General features: G+C 66.7%; 22 protein-coding genes. 15 read left to right on the top strand and 7 right to left on the bottom strand.

Features of this window, described 5'->3' with window-relative positions; translation table 11 throughout:
• Positions 1-29 precede the first annotated feature (29 nt).
• Positions 30-839: an LPS export ABC transporter ATP-binding protein gene (gene lptB / locus CE453_RS23670; protein ID WP_089178116.1), complete on the top strand. Its 810-nt coding sequence runs from the start codon at positions 30-32 to the stop codon at positions 837-839.
• Here the strand turns inward: lptB and CE453_RS29000 are convergent.
• A complete protein-coding gene (locus CE453_RS29000; protein WP_198302432.1) occupies positions 836-1,024 on the bottom strand; it encodes a hypothetical protein in 189 nt (62 codons plus the stop codon). The two genes, lptB and CE453_RS29000, sit on opposite strands and share 4 nt — an antisense overlap.
• Between CE453_RS29000 and rpoN the strand changes: the two genes are divergently transcribed.
• From rpoN to CE453_RS23640, 6 genes are all read left to right on the top strand, one after another.
• Complete coding sequence (rpoN, locus tag CE453_RS23665) at positions 1,005-2,534, top strand: RNA polymerase factor sigma-54 (RefSeq protein ID WP_089176805.1); 1,530 nt, start codon at positions 1,005-1,007, stop codon at positions 2,532-2,534. The two genes, CE453_RS29000 and rpoN, sit on opposite strands and share 20 nt — an antisense overlap.
• Before the next feature lie 176 nt (positions 2,535-2,710).
• Positions 2,711-3,295, top strand: coding sequence for a ribosome hibernation-promoting factor, HPF/YfiA family (hpf, locus tag CE453_RS23660; RefSeq protein ID WP_089176804.1), 585 nt, complete (start codon positions 2,711-2,713; stop codon positions 3,293-3,295).
• 88 nt (positions 3,296-3,383) lie between these two features.
• On the top strand, positions 3,384-3,845 hold the full coding sequence (ptsN, locus tag CE453_RS23655) for a PTS IIA-like nitrogen regulatory protein PtsN (protein ID WP_089176803.1): 462 nt from the start codon (positions 3,384-3,386) through the stop codon (positions 3,843-3,845).
• A 159-nt stretch (positions 3,846-4,004) separates the two neighbouring features.
• Positions 4,005-5,621, top strand: coding sequence for a fumarate hydratase (locus CE453_RS23650; RefSeq protein WP_089176802.1), 1,617 nt, complete (start codon positions 4,005-4,007; stop codon positions 5,619-5,621).
• Positions 5,618-5,944, top strand: a complete 327-nt coding sequence (locus CE453_RS23645) for a hypothetical protein (RefSeq protein ID WP_089176801.1) — start codon at positions 5,618-5,620, stop codon at positions 5,942-5,944. Before CE453_RS23650 ends, CE453_RS23645 begins: the two co-directional genes overlap by 4 nt.
• 89 nt (positions 5,945-6,033) lie before the next feature.
• On the top strand, positions 6,034-6,690 hold the full coding sequence (locus CE453_RS23640) for an MBL fold metallo-hydrolase (RefSeq protein WP_089176800.1): 657 nt from the start codon (positions 6,034-6,036) through the stop codon (positions 6,688-6,690).
• A 234-nt stretch (positions 6,691-6,924) separates the two neighbouring features.
• On the opposite strand, the gene CE453_RS23635 is transcribed toward CE453_RS23640, so the two are convergent.
• The 3 genes from CE453_RS23635 to efp form a co-directional block, all read right to left on the bottom strand.
• Complete coding sequence (locus CE453_RS23635; protein ID WP_089176799.1) at positions 6,925-7,404, bottom strand: GNAT family N-acetyltransferase; 480 nt, start codon at positions 7,402-7,404, stop codon at positions 6,925-6,927.
• A 17-nt stretch (positions 7,405-7,421) separates the two neighbouring features.
• Positions 7,422-7,940, bottom strand: a complete 519-nt coding sequence (locus CE453_RS23630; protein ID WP_089176798.1) for a DUF1993 domain-containing protein — start codon at positions 7,938-7,940, stop codon at positions 7,422-7,424.
• A 201-nt stretch (positions 7,941-8,141) separates the two neighbouring features.
• Positions 8,142-8,711, bottom strand: coding sequence for an elongation factor P (efp, locus tag CE453_RS23625; RefSeq protein WP_089176797.1), 570 nt, complete (start codon positions 8,709-8,711; stop codon positions 8,142-8,144).
• 116 nt (positions 8,712-8,827) lie between these two features.
• Here efp and epmA point away from each other — a divergent pair, with 116 nt between their 5' ends.
• Genes epmA through CE453_RS23610 form a run of 3 tightly spaced genes read left to right on the top strand, consistent with a single transcriptional unit; the run spans position 8,828 to position 11,635 of the window.
• Positions 8,828-9,892 carry an EF-P lysine aminoacylase EpmA gene (epmA, locus tag CE453_RS23620; protein WP_089176796.1) on the top strand — a complete coding sequence of 355 codons (1,065 nt, stop codon included), beginning with the start codon at positions 8,828-8,830 and terminating at the stop codon, positions 9,890-9,892.
• Positions 9,889-10,956 (top strand): lysine-2,3-aminomutase-like protein, encoded by a 1,068-nt coding sequence (locus CE453_RS23615; RefSeq protein ID WP_089176795.1) that lies wholly within the window; start codon positions 9,889-9,891, stop codon positions 10,954-10,956. The genes epmA and CE453_RS23615 overlap by 4 nt, the downstream gene beginning before the upstream one ends.
• Positions 10,925-11,635: a DsbA family oxidoreductase gene (locus CE453_RS23610; protein WP_089176794.1), complete on the top strand. Its 711-nt coding sequence runs from the start codon at positions 10,925-10,927 to the stop codon at positions 11,633-11,635. Before CE453_RS23615 ends, CE453_RS23610 begins: the two co-directional genes overlap by 32 nt.
• Before the next feature lie 18 nt (positions 11,636-11,653).
• On the opposite strand, the gene CE453_RS23605 is transcribed toward CE453_RS23610, so the two are convergent.
• Positions 11,654-12,424: a sulfite exporter TauE/SafE family protein gene (locus CE453_RS23605; RefSeq protein WP_089176793.1), complete on the bottom strand. Its 771-nt coding sequence runs from the start codon at positions 12,422-12,424 to the stop codon at positions 11,654-11,656.
• Between the two features lie 182 nt (positions 12,425-12,606).
• Between CE453_RS23605 and pyrF the strand changes: the two genes are divergently transcribed.
• From pyrF to CE453_RS23585, 4 genes are read left to right on the top strand one after another with little or no spacing between them, the layout of a single operon-like run.
• On the top strand, positions 12,607-13,314 hold the full coding sequence (gene pyrF / locus CE453_RS23600) for an orotidine-5'-phosphate decarboxylase (RefSeq protein ID WP_089176792.1): 708 nt from the start codon (positions 12,607-12,609) through the stop codon (positions 13,312-13,314).
• 37 nt (positions 13,315-13,351) lie between these two features.
• Positions 13,352-13,639: a DUF1330 domain-containing protein gene (locus tag CE453_RS23595; protein ID WP_089176791.1), complete on the top strand. Its 288-nt coding sequence runs from the start codon at positions 13,352-13,354 to the stop codon at positions 13,637-13,639.
• 3 nt (positions 13,640-13,642) lie between these two features.
• Positions 13,643-13,951: a DUF1330 domain-containing protein gene (locus CE453_RS23590; RefSeq protein WP_089176790.1), complete on the top strand. Its 309-nt coding sequence runs from the start codon at positions 13,643-13,645 to the stop codon at positions 13,949-13,951.
• A 32-nt stretch (positions 13,952-13,983) separates the two neighbouring features.
• Positions 13,984-15,099 (top strand): anhydro-N-acetylmuramic acid kinase, encoded by a 1,116-nt coding sequence (locus CE453_RS23585; RefSeq protein WP_248307857.1) that lies wholly within the window; start codon positions 13,984-13,986, stop codon positions 15,097-15,099.
• A 95-nt stretch (positions 15,100-15,194) separates the two neighbouring features.
• On the opposite strand, the gene CE453_RS23580 is transcribed toward CE453_RS23585, so the two are convergent.
• Complete coding sequence (locus CE453_RS23580; protein WP_089176789.1) at positions 15,195-16,328, bottom strand: helix-turn-helix transcriptional regulator; 1,134 nt, start codon at positions 16,326-16,328, stop codon at positions 15,195-15,197.
• A gap of 122 nt (positions 16,329-16,450) precedes the next feature.
• Entirely contained in the window at positions 16,451-17,395 is a 945-nt protein-coding gene (locus CE453_RS23575) for a PfkB family carbohydrate kinase (protein ID WP_089176788.1), read from the bottom strand.
• A 74-nt stretch (positions 17,396-17,469) separates the two neighbouring features.
• Here CE453_RS23575 and CE453_RS23570 point away from each other — a divergent pair, with 74 nt between their 5' ends.
• Complete coding sequence (locus tag CE453_RS23570; protein ID WP_248307856.1) at positions 17,470-18,228, top strand: GntR family transcriptional regulator; 759 nt, start codon at positions 17,470-17,472, stop codon at positions 18,226-18,228.
• Positions 18,229-18,259 lie beyond the last annotated feature (31 nt).

The raw sequence follows: 18,259 nt of genomic DNA, 5'->3' as shown, positions 1-18,259 counted from the left end.
CGCCGAAGGTCGCAAATGGCCCCGGTGCCTTGGCACGCCTGCGCGGCCTGTTCGGCCGCAAGCCGGAGGCGGCCCGTCCCGGCGATGCCCGGCTGACAGCGGCTGCGATCGGCGGCCCGGGCATCCTGGCGGTCGCAGGGCTGCGCAAGACCTATGGCGGCCGCACCGTCGTCAGCGACGCCAGCCTCTACCTGCGTCAGGGAGAGGCGGTCGGGCTCCTTGGCCCCAACGGCGCGGGCAAGACAACGATCTTCTACATGATCACCGGGCTCGTCGGCGCCGATCTCGGCGTCATCTCGCTCGAAGGCAACGACATCACGGCGCTGCCGATGTATCAGCGCGCCCGGCTTGGCATCGGCTACCTGCCGCAGGAGGCGTCGATCTTCCGCGGTCTTACGGTCGAGGACAATATCCGCGCCGTGCTGGAGGTGGTCGAGCCCAGCCGCAAGGCGCGCGAGCGTCAGCTCGATCAGCTCCTCGAGGAGTTCAGCATCGCGCGCCTGCGCAAGGCGCCCTCGATCGCGCTGTCGGGCGGCGAGCGCCGTCGCTGCGAGATCGCCCGCGCGCTGGCGGGCAAGCCGTCCTTCATCCTGCTCGACGAGCCCTTCGCCGGCATCGACCCGATTGCCGTCGGCGACATTCAGGCGCTGGTGCGCCAGCTCACCGATCGCGGGATCGGTGTGCTGATCACCGACCACAACGTCCGCGAGACGCTGGGCCTCGTCGACCGGGCCTACATCATCCATTCCGGCCGCGTGCTCACTGAAGGCTCGCCGGCCGAGATCATCGCCAATCCGGACGTGCGCCGGGTCTATCTCGGCGAGGATTTCCGCCTCTAGGGGCGCAGGAGCTTTTCCGCGATCGGAGCATCGTGCTGCGATGCGTTAACCGGCTTGTCGACAGCCGTCGCGGCGGCTTTGACGTGACGGCGGCAGGGCGCTAGGGTCTGCGCGGAAAGCAAGAAGCGTGCCGTTGGTGCGCCGTCGCAGAAGGGCCTTTCGCGCATGGCGATGATGCCGCGCATGGAATTGCGCCAGGGACAGTCCCTGGTGATGACGCCGCAGCTCCTGCAGGCGATCAAGCTTCTCCAGCTCTCCCACCTCGAACTTCAGAATTTTGTCGAGGGCGAACTGGAGCGCAATCCGCTGTTGGAGCGCGACGACGGCGCCGATCTCCCGGCTGACGCGAATGGTGCGGACGGTCCGCTCGCGGCCGATGCCGAAAGCTTCGAGCGCGCCGAGAGCCTGAACACGCTGGAAGGAATCGAGGGGCGTCTCGGCACCAGCCTCGACAACGTCTTCCAGGGCGAGCAGCCCAGCGTGGCGCGCAGCGATACGGCGGGGACGGAAAGCCTGCCGATCGTCGGTGGCAGCTACGGATCGTCCGGCGGCTCCTTCGAGGATGGGGCGGAGGGCTTCGAGAGCGGCCTGACGGCCGAACTGTCGCTGCACGACCACCTCAGCGCCCAGCTCGACCTCGCAGTCGACGATCCGGCCGACCGCATCATCGGCCGTCACCTCATCGATGCAGTCGACGACAGCGGCTATCTCGCCGAGACGGTTGCGGACCTCGCCGAGCGGCTGGGCGTGGCCGCCGCACGGGTCGAGGCGGTGCTGGCCGTGGTCCAAAGTTTCGACCCATCCGGCGTGGCGGCACGCGACGTCGCAGAATGCCTGGCGATCCAGCTGCGCGACCGGAATCGCTTCGATCCGGCGATGCAGGCGCTGGTTGCCAACCTGGCCCTCGTCGCCAGGCGCGATTTTGCTGCGCTGAAGCGGGTCTGCGGCGTCGATGACGAGGATATCGCCGACATGGTCGCCGAGATTCGCCGGCTCGATCCCAAGCCGGGCCGTGCTTTTGGTGGATCCGCCGCGGAGACCGTCGTGCCCGACGTGTTCATCCGCGCGGCGCCGGACGGCTCCTGGCTGATCGACCTCAATCCCGACACCCTGCCGCGCCTGCTGGTCAACCAGACCTATCACGCCCGCGTCTCGAAATCGGCACGCAGCGACCAGGAGCGCGCTTTCATCGCCGAATGCCTTCAGACGGCGAACTGGCTCACGCGTTCGCTCGAGCAGCGCGCTCGCACCATCCTGAAGGTCGCCAGCGAGATCGTGCGCCAGCAGGACGGCTTCTTCGCCCATGGCGTCGAGCATCTGCGCCCGCTCAACCTCAAGACGGTCGCCGACGCTATCGGCATGCACGAATCGACAGTCTCGCGCGTGACCTCGAACAAGTACCTGACCTGCTCGCGCGGCGTCTTCGAGATGAAGTACTTCTTCTCGGCCGCGATCGCGGCGACGGGGTATGGCGAGGCGCACTCCGCCGAGGCGGTTCGCTTCCGCATCAAGCAGATGATCGACGAGGAAAGCCCGAACGACGTGCTGTCGGACGACGCCATCGTGACGCGGCTCAAGGCCGGCGGCATCGACATCGCCCGGCGCACCGTCGCGAAATACCGGGAATCGCTCAGGATCCCGTCTTCCATGGAACGCCGGCGCGAAAAGGTCGCGATGGCTCTGGGCGGGCGCTAGGGCAGGTGCCGTCCAGGCTGATTCGATCTGCTCAGGTTCGGCTTCGGGCGATTTTGTTCCAAAGCACCGCAGTATAGGCGCCATGAGCCGGTTCGCTCATTGACATCCCGGACTCGCAGTTCTTAGCTCCTCTTGATGGCCGAACACTGGCCATGGCTAACAAGGGGAAGCAGTCCATGAGCTTGCGAATCTCCGGCAAGAATCTCGATGTCGGCGAGGCCCTGCGCGGCCAGGCCGAGGAGCGGGTCGCTGCAGCCGTCAGCAAATACTACGAGGGCGGTTATCAGGGGCATGTCACCGTCGACAAGGACGGTTCTGCCTTTCGCACCGACACCGTCATCCACCTCTCCTCCGGGATCACGCTGGAAGCCACCGCCACCGCCCATGATGCCTATGCCAGCCTCGACAAGATGGCCGAGCGCATCGAGAAGCGGTTGCGGCGCTACAAGCGTCGGCTGAAGGACCGTACCGCCGCCAATGGCCGCGATGCCGGAATCGAAATCCCCAGCTATGTGATCGCCGCTCCGGGTGACGAGATCGAGGAGGTCGATGGCGATTCGGGTGGCGATAACCCGGTAATCGTTGCGGAATCGACCAAATCCCTGCACAGCATGACCGTTGGCGACGCCGTGGCCGAGCTCGATCTCACCGGCGCGCCGGTCATCGTCTTCAGCCATGCTGGCAATGGGCGCATGAACATCGTATATCGCCGCCGCGACGGCAATATCGGCTGGATTGACCCGCCGGCATCGTTGTCCTGAGGGGCCGGCGGAGTAACCGCACCGGCCGTCGAAACTTGACCCGTGCCGCGGCGTTTCTCATCGGCACGGGACATGCATGGACGGGCGAATGACGCTGACCGATCTCCTGAGCCCAGCTGCGGTGATCTCGCCGCTGCGGGCCAACGGCAAGAAGCAGGCTCTGCAGGAGCTTGCCCAGCATGCCGCCGCTCTGACGGGCCTTCCCGACCGCGAGATCTTCGAGGCGCTGCTGCAGCGCGAGCGCCTCGGCTCGACCGGTATCGGTGACGGCATCGCCATTCCCCATGGCCGCATGCCGGGCATCGATCGGCTCGTCGGTCTGTTCGCGCGCGCCGAGAAGCCGATCGATTTCGATGCGCTGGATGGCCAGCCCGTCGATATCATCTTCGTGCTGATCGCGCCGGAAGGTGCGGGCGCCGACCATCTCAAGGCCCTGGCACGCGTTGCGCGCGTGCTGCGCAACCAGCCGGTGCTGGAGCAGGTCCGCAAGATCCGCGACCCGGCCGCGATCTACGCCATCCTGGCCGAATCCGCTGCCCAGGCGGCTTGAGCCGTTGTGCCATTCCGGTGCGACTGTCGCCCGGTCTTGAGACTGGACTGATTAAAGACTGCTTGGACGCGAGGCTGCGACCGGCTATGACCCCGGCCAGAAAGGCACCGCGCCAGCCATGAGCGGGGCGCGGCGCATCCTGCTCCGGAGCTGCTGGCCATGGCCTATACGCATGTCGATCTCTTCCCCCTCGGCGAGGACAAGACGCCCTACCGCAAGCTTGGCAGCGAAGGCGTCAGTGTCGAGAAGATCGGCGACCGCGAGGTTCTGAGCGTTTCGCGCGAGGCGATCCGCAAGCTCTCCGAGCAGGCCTTCGTCGACATCAACCATCTGCTGCGCCCGGCCCATCTCGCCCAGCTCGCCAAGATCCTCGACGATCCCGAGGCGACCGCGAACGATCGCTTCGTCGCCTATGACCTCCTGAAGAACGCCAATATCGCGGCCGGCGGCGTGCTGCCGATGTGCCAGGACACCGGCACGGCGATCATCATGGGCAAAAAGGGCCGCAAGGTCTGGACGGAAGGCGAGGACGAGGCAGCGCTGGGCGAGGGCGTCTACGACGCCTATCTCAAGCGCAACCTGCGCTACTCCCAGGTCGCACCGCTCTCGATGTTCGAGGAGAAGAATACCGCGACCAACCTGCCGGCGCAGATCGACATCTATGCCGAGGGCGAGGACGCCTACAAATTCCTCTTCGTCGCCAAGGGCGGCGGCTCGGCCAACAAGACCTTCCTCTTCCAGGCGACGCCATCCCTCCTGACCAAGGACCGGATGATCGCCTTCCTGAAGGAGAAGATCCTGACGCTGGGCACGGCGGCCTGCCCGCCCTACCACCTCGCCATCGTCATCGGTGGCACCTCGGCAGAGCAGAACCTCAAGACCGTCAAGCTCGCCTCGACCAAATATCTCGACGCACTCCCGACTCAAGGCTCGCCCTCCGGCCACGCCTTCCGCGATCTCGAGATGGAGGAGGAGATCCACAAGCTGACGCAGTCGCTTGGTGTCGGCGCGCAGTTCGGCGGCAAGTATTTCTGCCATGACGTGCGCGTCATCCGCCTGCCGCGCCATGGCGCTTCGCTGCCGATCGGGCTCGGCGTCTCCTGCTCGGCCGATCGCCAGGCCAAGGGCAAGATCACCAGGGACGGTATCTTCCTCGAGGCGCTGGAGACCGATCCGTCGAAGTACCTGCCGGAGGTCGACGAGGCGAAGCTCGGCGGCGATGTCGTCAAGGTCGACCTCAACCGGCCGATGAGCGAGATTCTCGCCACACTCTCGCAGTACCCGGTGAAGACGCGGCTCTCGCTGACGGGCACCATCATCGTCGCGCGCGACGCCGCCCACGCGAAGATCCGCGAGCGGCTGGAGCGCGGCGAAGGCATGCCCGACTATTTCAAGAACCACCCGGTCTATTACGCCGGCCCGGCCAAGACGCCCGAAGGTTTCGCCTCCGGCTCCTTCGGCCCGACCACGGCGGGGCGCATGGATTCCTTCGTCGATCAGTTCCAGTCCTTCGGCGGCTCGATGGTGATGCTCGCCAAGGGCAACCGCTCCGCCGCGGTGCGCGAGGCCTGCAAGGCCCATGGCGGCTTCTATCTCGGCTCGATCGGCGGTCCGGCAGCGCGCCTCGCGCAGGACTGCATCCGCAAGGTCGAGGTCCTCGAATATCCGGAACTCGGCATGGAGGCGGTCTGGCGCATCGAGGTCGAGGATTTCCCGGCCTTCATCGTCATCGACGACAAGGGCAACGACTTCTTCAAGGAGCTCAACCTGGGATGAGGTTCGTGCTTTCCTTCGCATTGGCGCTGCTGCTGGCGGGACCGGCTCTTGCCCAGCAGCCGCGACCGGCAACCTGCTCGCGCGACCTGTTCCAGAACGAGGCCGGCTTCCGGCTGCAGCAGACCAAGCTTGCGCAGGTGGCCAATGCCGATCAGGCGACACAGTGCCGTGCCTATCGCGAGCATGTCGGCTATCTGCAGAAGTCCCGCACCATCTTCGCCACCTGTCAGAGCGGCGGCGAACGCGCGCGCAACGTCGCCGAGATGGATTCCGAGCTGACGAATTATCGGGCCCTGATCGCCAATCGCTGCGGCGGACGGTAATCCGATCGCGCAAACGCCATCCCGCTCCGTGCTGTGCCGCGGCCGGGGGGACCGGAAAGCAAGACAGATCAGCTCGGGAAAGGCCTCTGATGACCGACCAGCCGCAAGCGCCGCTCCAGATCGCCGTCATCCCGGTGACGCCGTTCGAGCAGAACTGCTCGATCGTCTGGGAAACCAAGACGAAGCAGGCCGCGATCGTCGACCCGGGCGGCGACGTGCCGCGCCTGCAGGCCGCGATCAGGGAGCTCGGGGTCAAGCCGGTCGCGATCTGGCTGACGCATGGCCATCTCGACCACGCCGGCGGCGCGACGGAACTCGCAGACGCCCTGTCCATCCCGATCATCGGCCCGCATGAGGGCGACAAATTCCTGCTCGACAGCCTGCCCGAGCAGGGCCTGCGCTTCGACATCCATGGCATGAAGGCGGTGACGCCGACACGCTGGCTGAAGGATGGCGATACGGTTTCGCTGGGCGATCTGACCTTCGAGGTTGCGCATGTTCCGGGTCATTCGCCCGGCCACGTCACCTTCTTCCAGAAGGATCTGCGCTTCCTGCTGGCGGGCGACACGGTCTTTGCCGGCTCGGTCGGCCGCACCGATCTTCCTTACGGAGATCACGCGGCGCTGATTTCCGGCATCAAGGCCAAGCTGCTGCCGCTCGGCGACGATGTGCAGTTCCTGCCTGGCCATGGCCCGGCCAGTACGCTCGGCGAGGAGCGTCGGAACAATCCGTTTCTGCAGGATTAGCCGCACGGACGCGCTGGGTTCGTCCCGGGCTGGCGGCACTCGTGCGGTGCCTCCGGTGGTGAGCGTGACCGGTCGGAGGGATCGCGAACCCCAGAAACGCCAACGGCCATGCAGCGGAACGGTGCGCGTACATCCGGCGTCACACGTTCGGCTCATGGCCGTCTTCACCGACGCTGGAAGGCCGTGGAGCCCTCGACATCGTCGTGGTCATGAGATGGGGAGGGGCTGCCCTGGTTACAAGCCCCCGGTCGCAAAAGAGTTTCGCCACGCGTAAAGCGCGTCCGGCGCGCCCTCTTCATTGCGGCAGCCGTCGTTGAGGTCGACGAGGCGGAAGCCGTGGCGTTCGTAGAAGGCCCGCGCGCCGCTGTTTCGCTGGAAGGTGAACAGGCTGAGCCGTTTCGGGCTACGCTCCTTCGCCTTGGTGATAAGGAGCGAGCCGATACCGCGCCTGAAATGCCCAGGCAGCAGGTAGAGTTGATCGAGTTCCTCGCCATCGAGCGCCATGAAGCCGAGGATGCGCCCTGCCTCCCGCGCGACCCAGTTCTCGCCGGTCACGAGCCTCACCGTCGCGATCCAGCCCCGCACCTCCTCGTCGCTGTGGCAACGGCGCAGATAGGGCAGGGCCTCGGCGCGTGAGGCGAGATAGAGCGCGGCGATCTCCCCGGCATCCCGGGGAGAGGCGTGCTCGATCGTGATCGGCGATGTCCGAGACATCTTGTCTCTCCGATGCCTCAGGCGTCGAAGACGCCCTTCAGGAAGTCCTGCTTGCCGATCTGGAAGCCGTTCTCGCGCAGGATGTCGTAGGCGGTCGTGGCGTGGAAATAGAAGTTCGGGATGGCGAAGCGGGTGAGGTAGGCCTCGCCCGTCATCGTCGCCGTCGCCGAAGGACCGCGGGGGAAGGTGACCTCGCGAGCAAGCCCGGCCTCGAGCGCGGCGTCGTTGGCGGCGTCGACGAAGGCAAGCGTCTTGGCGATGCGCTCCTTCAGCTCGGGGAAGCTCTTCTCCTCGTCGGGGAAGCGCGGGTTCTCGCCGCCGGAGAGGCGCGCCACCGCGTTTTTGGCGAAGTCGCAGCAGAGCTGGATCTGGCGGGTGAAGGCGAGCATGTCGGGCGCGAGCCGGGCCGTCAGCAGCACTTCCGGCTGGATCTTGCGAGCCTCGGCCTGTTCCACGGCCTTGTCGAGAATGGCGTCGAGCGCCTTGAGCGTCTGCACGAAGCCGGAAAGGGCGGCTGCCTTGACTGTGAGCGTCATGGATATCCTCGGAAAACGACAACGGGCCCGGAAAGGGCCCGCTGCGTGAATCTATAGAGGAGAATTTTCCGCGGCGCTCTGCCTAGAGCCGGATCCGGTCAGGTTGTTTCAACCTGATTGGTGAATCCGTCTCTCCAATATTGAGAGAACGTGTGATCCGGTTCCATCGCATTCGATCGGACCGGCGCGTGCTCTGGCAGATCAATCCTTCGCGCGCTCGACATAGGAGCCGTCGGCCGTCATCACGACGATGCGGGTGCCGACGCCGACATGCGGCGGCACGGCGCTGCGCACGCCGTTGGAAAGAATCGCCGGCTTGTAGGAGGAGGACGCCGTCTGGCCTTTGGTCACGGGTTCGGTCTCGACGACCTCGAGCGTGACGCGCTGCGGCAGTTCGATCGCGACCGCCTTGTCCTCGAACACCGACAGCGAGACCTTCATGCCTTCCTGGAGGTAGGGCGCGGAATCGCCGACCACGTCCTTGTCGACATGCAGCTGGTCGTAGTTCTCCGGGTTCATGAAGACGTACTGCTCGCCGTCCTGGTAGAGATAGGTGAAGTCGCGGTCCTCGACATAGGCGCGCTCGACCTGCTCGGTCGTCTTGTAGCGCTGCGTCACCTTCACGCCGTCGGCGATGCGGCGCATGTCGATCTGCGTCGTCGGGGTGCCCTTGCCGGGGAAGAAGCTCTCGGCCGAGAGCACCGAGCAGAGATGCCCGTCGACTTCGAGGACGTTGCCCTTGCGGACGGAAGAGGCGATGACCTTGACCACGTGAATGTCCTTCTGGTGCGCGGCGCGCCCGCGCGCTATGCAAATTCCTGTCGCCGCGCAACTACCGCATTCGCGCGCGAAACGAAAGCTTTGCGACGCATCCGACACGAGATTCGATGAGTTCCTCTCCGACGCCGTTCTGGCGGCCCGACATCCATGCCGACCGCCGCCCGGCTCTGCTCGCACGCGGGCGGATCAAGGCGGCGCTGCGGCGCTGGTTCGAGGCGCGCGGCTTCACCGAGGTCGAGGCGGCGATTCTGCAGCTCTCGCCCGGCAACGAGACGCATCTGCATGGCTTCGGCACGACGCTGATCGACAACGCCGCCGCGCCGCATCCCTATTACCTGCACACCTCGCCCGAATTCGCCGCCAAGAAGCTGCTGGCGGCGGGCGAGACGCGCATCTTCGATTTTGCCCGCGTCTTCCGCAATCGCGAGCGCACGGCCCTGCACCATCCCGAATTCACGATGCTGGAGTGGTATCGCGCCGGCGAGGATTACGAGGTGCTGATGCGGGATAGCGCAGCACTGCTGGCCGAGGCGGCCCGCGCCTCTGGCGCCGCCATGCTGCGCTGGCGGGACAGCGAAGCCGATCCCTTTGCCGAGCCCGAGCGGCTGACGCTGCACGACGCCTTCGCCCGCCATGCCGGCATCGACCTGCTCACGACCGTCTCGCCCGAAGGCGCGACCGACCGTGCCGCGCTGGCTGCGCAGGCCGTTTCCGCCGGTATTCGGCTGGCGGCTGACGATAGCTGGTCCGACATCTTCAGCCGCGTGCTCTCCGAGCGGATCGAGCCGCATCTCGGCCGTGGCCGTGCCACGATCCTTTGCGAATACCCGATCAGCGAGGCCGCGCTCGCCCGACCGAAACCCGGCGATCCGCGTGTGGCCGAGCGCTTCGAGCTCTATGCCTGCGGCGTCGAGCTCGCCAATGCCTTCGGCGAGCTCACCGACCCGGAAGAGCAGCGCCGCCGTTTCGAGGCCGATATGGACGAGAAGGAGCGCATCTATGGCGAGCGCTACCCTGTCGACGAGGATTTCCTGGCGGCGCTGGCGCTGATGCCGGCGGCGTCCGGCATTGCGCTCGGCTTCGACCGGCTGGTCATGCTCTGCGTCGGCGCTCGCCGGATCGAGGATGTGCTCTGGACGCCGGTCGCGGAACCGGGCAGGGGAAAGGCATGACCGTTCATCAGCCCCCCGGAGGCCAGCCTTTGCGCAGCATCGACGTGCTCGTCGAGGCCGGCCTCGCCACGCCCGCGCGCCGCGAGGCGTTGCAGAAGGTGGCGGAGCGCTATGCCGTCTCGGTGACGCCGGCCGTCGCGGGATTGATCGACCCGGCCGACCCGGCCGATCCGATCGCGCGCCAGTTTATCCCGGACGTGGCTGAGCTTACGACGCTGCCGCAGGAGCTGGCCGACCCCATCGGCGATGACGCTCATTCCCCGGTCGAGGGCGTGGTCCATCGTTATCCCGACCGCGCTTTGCTCAAGCTCGTCCATGCCTGCCCGGTCTATTGCCGCTTCTGTTTCCGCCGCGAGATGGTCGGCCCCGGCGGCGATGCGCTGACAGGCCAAAAACTCGACGCTGCGCTCGCCTATCTCGCCTCCCGGCCGGAGATCTGGGAAGTCATCATGACCGGCGGCGATCCCTTCATCCTCTCGGCCCGCCGCATTCGCGATGTGGCGAAGCGCCTCGCCGCGATCCCGCATATCAAGGTCGCGCGCTGGCACACGCGCGTGCCGGTCGTCGATCCCGGCCGGATCACGCCTGACTATGCGAGGGCGCTGCGCATCCCCGGCAAGGCGAGCTATATCGCCATCCACGCGAACCATCCGCGCGAGTTCACCGCCGAGGCCCGCGCCGCGATCGCGACGCTGGCCGATGCCGGCCATGTGCTGCTCAGCCAGTCCGTACTGCTCAAGGGCGTCAATGCCGATGTCGGCACGCTCGGCGCGCTGATGCGCGCCTTCGTCGAGAACCGCGTCAAGCCCTATTACCTGCACCATCCGGACCTCGCGCCCGGCACCTCCCATTTCCGGCTCACCTTGGAGGAGGGGCAGGCGCTGGTCAAAAGCCTGCGCGGCAACCTTTCGGGGTTGTGCCAGCCGACCTATATCCTCGACATCCCCGGCGGCGCCGGCAAGATTCCGGTCGGCCCCTCGTTTCTCTCCGGTTGCGAGATGCCGGGCGCGGAGGCGATCGCCGAAGACCGGCATGGCGGGCAGCATCGTTACCCGCCCGCCTGAGAGGAAGGACATCGACATGCAGGACAAGATGCCGCTCGCGATTGTCTCCGACATCGCCTGCCCCTGGTGCTTCATCGGCAAGACGCGGCTGGAGACGGCGCTCGCCCGCAGGGGGCTTACCGAGCGCTTCGCGATCACCTGGCTGCCCTATGAGCTCAATCCGGAGATGCCCGAGCAAGGCATGGACCGTACGCAATATCTCGACAGCAAGTTCGGCCCCGGCAAGCGCAAGGAGATCGAGCTCCGGTTGTCGGAGGCGGCGCTGGAAAGCGGCGTCACCTTCAACTGGGCGAAGGTGACGAAGAGCGTCAACACCCGCATGGCCCATATGCTGGTCGCGGCCGCCTCGACCGTGCAGCGCGGCGGCGACATGACCTCTGCCCTGTTCAAGGCCTATTGGCAGGATGGACGCGATGTCGGCGATCTCGAGACGCTGGTCCAGATCGCAGTCGAGCAGGGTTTCGACGAGCAGGCGGCCCGCGACGAACTCGCCAATGACGAATTGCGCGAGACGGTGATCGGGCTCGAGAACCATGCCCGCGAGGTCGGCGTCACCGGCGTGCCGTTCTTCATCATAGACGGCAAGCTCGCTGTTTCGGGTGCGCAGCCGCCCGACGTCTGGGATCAGGTCTTCCAGCAGGTTCTCTCGGCGCAGCAGCCGGAGATGCCGCAGTTCTGAGATCGGGGAAACCGGCCGTCACATCGCCTGCGCGACGAGGCGGATGACGGCCGGCGCGCCGAGTGAGACGCCCGACAGGAACAGCAGCGCGAACACCACGCGGCGCATGGTGAGCTGCGAGATCGGGGGCGGGTAGCGGCGTGCCAGTTGCGTCGCGGCCATCACCATCGGGATGGCGAGAAGGCCGGAGAGCGTCGAGGGCGCCGGCAGCTGGCCCGACGCGGCAACCAGGCCCGTCCGGAACAGCGCGTTCAGGGCGAAGATCGTCACCAGCGTTTCGCGCACCACGATGAGCGGCATCGGCTGGCGATAGAAGTGATAGACGAGCGGTGGTCCGGCGGTCGAGAACAGGCCGCCCATCAGTCCGGCGATGCCACCGAAGAACAGGAAGCTCGGTGCCCCTGACGGCTCGCGCTGCGGCTTCTGCTTCCGTGCGAGCTGCAGGCTGGAGACGATGATCACGAGGCCGAGTGCCAGCCGCAGCAGGTCGGCGCGGCTCGCGGCGAGCCAGTCCAGCATCCGGAAGCCGAGGAAGAGGGCGGGCCAGCTTGCCAGCGTCACGAGCCCGAACCTGCGCCAGTCGACGTCGCGCCAACCTTTCACCAGCATCTGCGTCGTGTTGACCAGTGTCAGTACGCTGACGAGCATCGCTGCATCGGGCAGGGACAGCAGGCCGGTCAGGCCGACGCCACCCATGGTGATGAGGCCGAAGGCGAAGCCGGTGAGCGTTTGGGCATAGGCCGCGATGCCTGTCAGCAACAGGAAACCGGTCAGCGCGGTCCAGGACATACTCGAAAGGGTCTCCAGAGAAGCGGAGCGCGACGCCTAGAGGATCGATCCGGTCAGGGGAATGCGGTTTTCGGAACAGCGCCAATGTCCTGGAGCATGGCTTCGCGGGACCGGGCGCAGGTTGCGCCCTTGCATCCCATCTCGAATCGTGCGCCTTCCCTCGAAACTCAGGGAGCCGGTTGATGAACCAGAAGATCAACGATGTCCGCGACCGCCTGATCGTCGCGCTCGACGTGCCGACCGTGTGGGACGCCTATCGCCTCGTCTCGACGCTGGGAGATGGTGTCTCCTTCTACAAGATCGGCTATCGCCTCGCCTTCGCCGGGGGGCTCGATCTCGCGCGCCAGCTCGTCGCGGAGGGCAAGAAGGTCTTCCTCGACCTCAAGCTGCACGACATTGGCAACACCGTGACCGAAGGCGTCGACTCGCTGACCAAGCTCGGCGTCACCTTCCTCACCGTCCATGCCTATCCGCAGACCATGCGCGGCGCGGTCGAGGGGCGCGGTGATGCGGCGCTGAAGCTGCTCGCCGTCACGGCGTTGACCTCCTATGACGACGGCGATCTGCGCGATGCCGGTTATGGGCTCGCGGTGCGCGATCTCGTGCGCCTGCGCGCGGAGCAGGCGCGCGCCGCCGGCATTGACGGCATCGTCTGCTCGGCCGCCGAGACGGAGATCGTGCGCGAGGTCATTGGGCCCGACATGGTCATCGTCACGCCCGGCATCCGCCCCTCGGGCAGCGCGGCCGGTGACCAGAAGCGCACGCTGACCCCGGCCGAGGCGATCCGCGTCGGTGCCGATCATCTCGTCGTCGGGCGTCCCATCATCCGCGCGGCAGACCCGCGTGCGGCGGCGGGCGCGGTCATGGACGAGATCGTCGCGGCTTCGTAAGCTCGCTGTCGAACCGATTCAGCCAACGGATAGCACCATGCCCAAGGGATATGTCATCGGCCGCGCCAAGGTCACCGACGCGACGAAATGGGGCGCTTATGCCGCCAAGGCTTCCGAGGTGATGAAGATCTATGGCGGCACGCCGATCGTGCGCGGTGGCCAGATGACGGTAGGCGAGGGCGAAGGCCGCGCCCGCAACATCATCATCGAGTTCAAGGATTTCGAGTCGGCGCGGGCCTATCTGTTCTCGCCGGAATATGCCGAGGCCCGCAAACTGCGCGAAGGCGCGGGCGAGATCGATCTCGTTGCCGTCGAAGGAGCCTGAGCCATGCCTAAGGGGTACTGGATCGCGCGGGTCGACGTCGAGAACGCCGAAGCCTACGCCAAGTATCGCTCGCTCAACGCCGTCGCCTTCGCCAAATACGGGGCGAAGTTCCTGGTGCGCGGCGGGGAGTACAAGCTCGCCCGGGGCGAGGGTCGCAAGCACAACGTCGTCATCGAGTTCAAGGACGAGGAGACGGCCCGCGCCTGCTACGCTTCCCCGGAATACCAGGAGGCGGTGAAGCATCTCAGCGCTGCCGGCCAGTCCGATCTCGTCATCATCGGCGGCTATGACGGCCCGCAGCCGGGCGAGTGAGCCGGCCCGCCGGGAGTTGCAAGGAGCCGTAATTGGCGGATCGTCTCTCTGACCCGGCAGCGATCCTGTCCGCGATCGGCGTGATCAGCGGCACCTCGATGGATGCCATCGACGTGTCGCTGGTGACGAGCGACGGGCGCGATCGGCTCTCCTTGGGCCCCGGTGCCGCCTATCCCTATCGCGACGAGACGCGCCGCGCCTTGCAGGCGGTCATCGCCGATGCGGAACGCGCCGCATCCGAACCGCTGGCGGAGCTTGAAGCGGCCGTGACGGCGGATCATCTCGCCGCCATCCGCAACTATGCCGCCGATCAGGCCCTCGATTTCGGCGGCGTCGATCTCATCGGCCTGCATGGCCAGACGATCTATCACCGCCCTGAGCGTCGTTTCACCCGCCAGCTCATCGACGGGCAGGCCGTGGCCGATGCGCTCGGCATCCCGACGGTCGACCGTTTCCGCGATGCCGATGTCGCCGCAGGCGGCGAGGGCGCGCCCTTCGCGCCTCTTTATCATCGCGCGTTGGTACAGGGGCTGGATCAGCCCGTGATGGTGCTGAACCTCGGCGGTGTCGGCAACGTTACCTATGTCGACGGTGATGCCGTCGTTGCCTTCGACACCGGGCCGGCCAGCGCGATCCTCGACGATTTCATGCTGCGTCGCCTCGGTCGGCCCTATGACGCCGACGGCGCGCTCGCCGCAAGCGGCCGGGTTCATGACGATCTCGTCGCCGGCTTCATGGCCAACCCCTATTTCGACCGGCCGGCACCCAAATCGCTCGATCGCAACGACTTCCACCGCCGCGCCCAGGTCGTCGAGCCGCTCTCGGATGCGGATGGCGCCGCGACGCTCGCGGCCTTCACCGTCGAGAGCATCGTCGCAGCGCTGCGCCATGTGCCGAAGCGGCCGCGCCGCTGGCTCGTCGGTGGCGGCGGACGCCTGAACCGCCATTTCATGGAGCGGCTGGCCGAGCGGCTCGGCGTGCCGGTCGAGCCGGTCGAGACGGTTGGCTGGAACGGCGATGCGCTGGAAGCGCAGATCTTCGCTTATTTCGCCATCCGCTCGGTCCGCGGCTTGCCGCTGAGCCTGTCCTCGACGACCGGCGTGCCGCATCCGTTGACCGGCGGGCGGCTGCACCGGCCCTCGGCCTGATCCGGAGACTCCCCTCTCCGTCATTTGGATGACGAAGCCGCTGGCGAAGGCCGGCTAGTCTTGGCCTGGGCTGCGGGGAGCCGGTCGACCGGCCCTCAACGGCCGCGGAAGGGGAGGGCCGCGCTGCGCAGGAGGGAGACGAGCTGGCTCTGCTGGCGCGTATGCGTCTTCTGAAAGATCCGCGCCAGATGGGTTCTTGCGGTCGAGATCCGGACGCCCTGGGCTTCGGCCGCCTCCGTCAACGACAACCCGCTCGCCAGGGCGGAGGCGAATTTGGCTTCGGTTTCGGTCAGGTCGAAAAGCTGCCGCGCGCAGGTGACCATGTCGGTCGCGGCGTCGAGCCGGCGCAACGCGATCATGATCTTGCGGTGTGATCCAGCGGGCACGGGGGAGGCCGCCGGCATGACGCAGGCAGAGAGCGAATGAGCGCAGCCACTGCTCAGGATCATGCTGCTCCGCTGATGTGCCAGCGGGTCGCCGCCGCCATGCGCCGCGGCTTCCACGAGTTGCCGGAACAGGCGCTGCTCGGTCGGCTGGCGCGCGAAGACGCGGCCCTGGCGCAGGGAAAGAGCGCCGTCGGGGTCGGCCAGAATCTCGTCGGCCTCCTCGTTCGCATAGACGATGCGCAGATCCTGGTCGACGATGACGATGCCCATCGCCAGCGCGTCGAGAGCGCTGCGGGCTTCGTCGCGCTGGATGGCGATCCGGCCGAGATGCCGACGAACCTCGACGATCCGGCGCAGGACGGGATAGAGCTTCGCCAGCAGGGCGATGTCGTCGCGGTCGAACGTCTCCTGCTGGCGGCCGCGCTGCACGTCGAAGAACCAGAACGCCTCGCCATTCTCCGCCAGCCGGCAGGCCATTCCGCCATACATGTCCTGCGGCTGCATCCATTCCTGCCAGACGCGGCTGTGCTGCAGCCTCTCTCGGCCATGGACCTCATGGTCCTGATAGACCTGACCGAGCGGGATATTGCGCAGGGCGAAGCCCATCTCGATGAAATCGCGGGCGAGATCGCCGAAGCAACGTGCCTGCAATGTCTCGTCGACATGGGTCGCATAGGAGACCCAATCGTCCGGATGTGGACCGAAACCGGCAAAGCAGGCTTTCGAGCCGTTGAAGAGCCGCCGCAGCGCTTCGGCTGCGGCCGGCATCTGCGCTTCGTCCATCGCTCCCGTCAGGAGCTGGTCCACGGCGGTCATCACCGTATCGAGGTTCTGGGCCGGCATGACGTTTCTCCGCATGCTTCGGCTGCCGCATCCTTGCAGCCACGACCTCAGGCTAGCAGCATGGGCTTGTTGCGTGAAGTCCAAAAGCAATCCAAAGCCTCGCGAGGCCTTCAGCCGCGAAATCACACCCTCGCGAGTAGCGCGACAATGGCCGCCTGCGTCGGCAGGGCATCGAATACGCCGTGGCGGATCGTGGTGAGCGCACCGGCCGCGGCAGCCTCCCGAAGCGCTTCGGTCAGGCCGTGTTTCCGGGCCAGGCCCACGCCGAGCGTCGCGGCGAAGGCGTCTCCGGCCCCGAGCGTATCGACGGTGTCGACGGCGATGCCGCCCTGGATGATCGCCTCTCCGTCGCGCGGCACGGCGACGGCGCCCGATGCCCCGCGTGTCATGACGACGAGGGCTGGCCCCAGTGCCGTGATGGCCGGGGCCAGCTCGGTGACGAAGCGGGCAGGGTCGGCCGCGCTGGCCGGGTCGTGGCCGATCGCCGCCGCCAGGTCGGAGGCCTCGGTTTCGTTGACGATGAGGATGCTCGTCCGCTGCAGGATCTCCGGTTGGATCGTCCGGAAGGGCGAGGGATTGAGCAGGGTCGGGACACTGGCTTGTCCGGCGATCTCGAAGGCCTCGGCGATCGGCGCATCGGCCGTTTCGAACTGCGCCATCACGAGCGCGGAGCCGGCGATCGTGCCGGCCCGTTCACGAATATGCGCGCGGGTGACGGCAGCGTTGACGCCGCTGGCGATGGCGACGCTGGTCTCGCCCCGGCTGTCGGTGAAACAGACGCCGCTGCCCGTCGGGCCGGCGATGGTGACGAGCAGGCTGTCCGGCAGGTCGGCGCGCGCCAGCGCGGGCGCGGCGAAGCCGGCCGCGAGGTCGCTGCCGATGGCAAGGAGGCCGTCCACCGCCATGCCGAGCCGGCGGGCCATGATCGCGAGGTTGAAGCCCTTGCCGCCGGGCTCGATGGTCACGATGTCCGCGGCGAGCGCTTCGCCGGGGCGCGGAAAGCGGGGCACTTTCGCCGAGCAGGCGATCACGAAGCTGCCCAGCACAAAGACGGGCCGAGAGGTCATCGCGTTTGATTTCCCCGTTCAACTCCTGCTACCCGGTTTGTGTCACAATCATGCAGCCACCGACAGAGCCTGAATTGCCTGCGCCCAAACCGTTGTTCCAGGATCTGCTGGAGCTGCGCGACGATACGGCCAAGCCGCTTTATCAGCAGCTGGAAGATCAGCTGACGCGGCTGATCGACGACGGCACCCTGCCGCCCGGGACGACCTTGCCGGCCGAGCGCCAGCTGGCCGAGCGGCTCAGCATCAGTCGCACCACGGTACAGCGCTCCTACAATGCCTTGCGGGAGCGCAAGCTGCTCAGCGCCCAGGGCCGTCTCGGCTCGGTCGTGCAGGGGCCGGGGCCGCGCCTGCATTCGGGCATGGACCGGCTGAAGGGCTTCACCGAGGAGATGCGCGAGCTCGGCCGGGTTCCGTCTTCGCAAATCCTCGAGCGGGAGGTCGTGAACGACCGTTCCATCGCTTCGATCTTCGGCCGTTCGTCCCATATCGATTTGCTCAAGCTTGTGCGCGTGCGCTCCGGCGACGGCGTGCCGATGTCGCGGGAAATCGCCTGGTACAATCTCGAGCGCGCGCCCGGGCTGGCACAGAGCGACCTCTCAGGCTCGGTCTATGCCAAGCTTGCCGAGCTTGGCCTGCCGCTCATCCGCTGCGAGCAGACGATCGAGGCGGCCGCGCCTACTCCCGAGGAGTGCGCGATCTTCGGCTTCAAGCGGCCCTTCCCCTGCCTGCTGATCAAGCGCCGCAGCTATGGCGCGGACGGCGACATGCTGGAGTATGTCGAGGGGCTATTCCGGGGAGATACTTACATCTACCGGCTTTCGCTCCAGGTCTGACACGGTTTCTCGTGAGCAGCCGGTTTGCTCG

Source organism: Bosea sp. AS-1 (assembly GCF_002220095.1).
In the GTDB taxonomy this organism is placed as follows: Bacteria; Pseudomonadota; Alphaproteobacteria; order Rhizobiales; family Beijerinckiaceae; genus Allobosea.
Note: the sequence above shows the minus strand (reverse complement) of the source record. Positions and strands in the feature narration are given on the sequence as shown.

What these genes read in the sequence shown, in the direction of transcription:
- rpoN (WP_089176805.1), top strand. Translation starts at nt 1,005, where the DNA reads ATGGCGATGATGCCGCGCATGGAATTGCGCCAGGGACAGTCCCTGGTG.
- CE453_RS29000 (WP_198302432.1), bottom strand. Translation starts at nt 1,024, where the DNA reads ATGCGCGGCATCATCGCCATGCGCGAAAGGCCCTTCTGCGACGGCGCA.
- hpf (WP_089176804.1), top strand. Translation starts at nt 2,711, where the DNA reads ATGAGCTTGCGAATCTCCGGCAAGAATCTCGATGTCGGCGAGGCCCTG.
- ptsN (WP_089176803.1), top strand. Translation starts at nt 3,384, where the DNA reads ATGACGCTGACCGATCTCCTGAGCCCAGCTGCGGTGATCTCGCCGCTG.
- CE453_RS23650 (WP_089176802.1), top strand. Translation starts at nt 4,005, where the DNA reads ATGGCCTATACGCATGTCGATCTCTTCCCCCTCGGCGAGGACAAGACG.
- CE453_RS23645 (WP_089176801.1), top strand. Translation starts at nt 5,618, where the DNA reads ATGAGGTTCGTGCTTTCCTTCGCATTGGCGCTGCTGCTGGCGGGACCG.
- CE453_RS23640 (WP_089176800.1), top strand. Translation starts at nt 6,034, where the DNA reads ATGACCGACCAGCCGCAAGCGCCGCTCCAGATCGCCGTCATCCCGGTG.
- CE453_RS23635 (WP_089176799.1), bottom strand. Translation starts at nt 7,404, where the DNA reads ATGTCTCGGACATCGCCGATCACGATCGAGCACGCCTCTCCCCGGGAT.
- CE453_RS23630 (WP_089176798.1), bottom strand. Translation starts at nt 7,940, where the DNA reads ATGACGCTCACAGTCAAGGCAGCCGCCCTTTCCGGCTTCGTGCAGACG.
- epmA (WP_089176796.1), top strand. Translation starts at nt 8,828, where the DNA reads ATGAGTTCCTCTCCGACGCCGTTCTGGCGGCCCGACATCCATGCCGAC.
- CE453_RS23615 (WP_089176795.1), top strand. Translation starts at nt 9,889, where the DNA reads ATGACCGTTCATCAGCCCCCCGGAGGCCAGCCTTTGCGCAGCATCGAC.
- CE453_RS23610 (WP_089176794.1), top strand. Translation starts at nt 10,925, where the DNA reads ATGGCGGGCAGCATCGTTACCCGCCCGCCTGAGAGGAAGGACATCGAC.
- CE453_RS23605 (WP_089176793.1), bottom strand. Translation starts at nt 12,424, where the DNA reads ATGTCCTGGACCGCGCTGACCGGTTTCCTGTTGCTGACAGGCATCGCG.
- pyrF (WP_089176792.1), top strand. Translation starts at nt 12,607, where the DNA reads ATGAACCAGAAGATCAACGATGTCCGCGACCGCCTGATCGTCGCGCTC.
- CE453_RS23595 (WP_089176791.1), top strand. Translation starts at nt 13,352, where the DNA reads ATGCCCAAGGGATATGTCATCGGCCGCGCCAAGGTCACCGACGCGACG.
- CE453_RS23590 (WP_089176790.1), top strand. Translation starts at nt 13,643, where the DNA reads ATGCCTAAGGGGTACTGGATCGCGCGGGTCGACGTCGAGAACGCCGAA.
- CE453_RS23580 (WP_089176789.1), bottom strand. Translation starts at nt 16,328, where the DNA reads ATGCCGGCCCAGAACCTCGATACGGTGATGACCGCCGTGGACCAGCTC.
- CE453_RS23575 (WP_089176788.1), bottom strand. Translation starts at nt 17,395, where the DNA reads ATGACCTCTCGGCCCGTCTTTGTGCTGGGCAGCTTCGTGATCGCCTGC.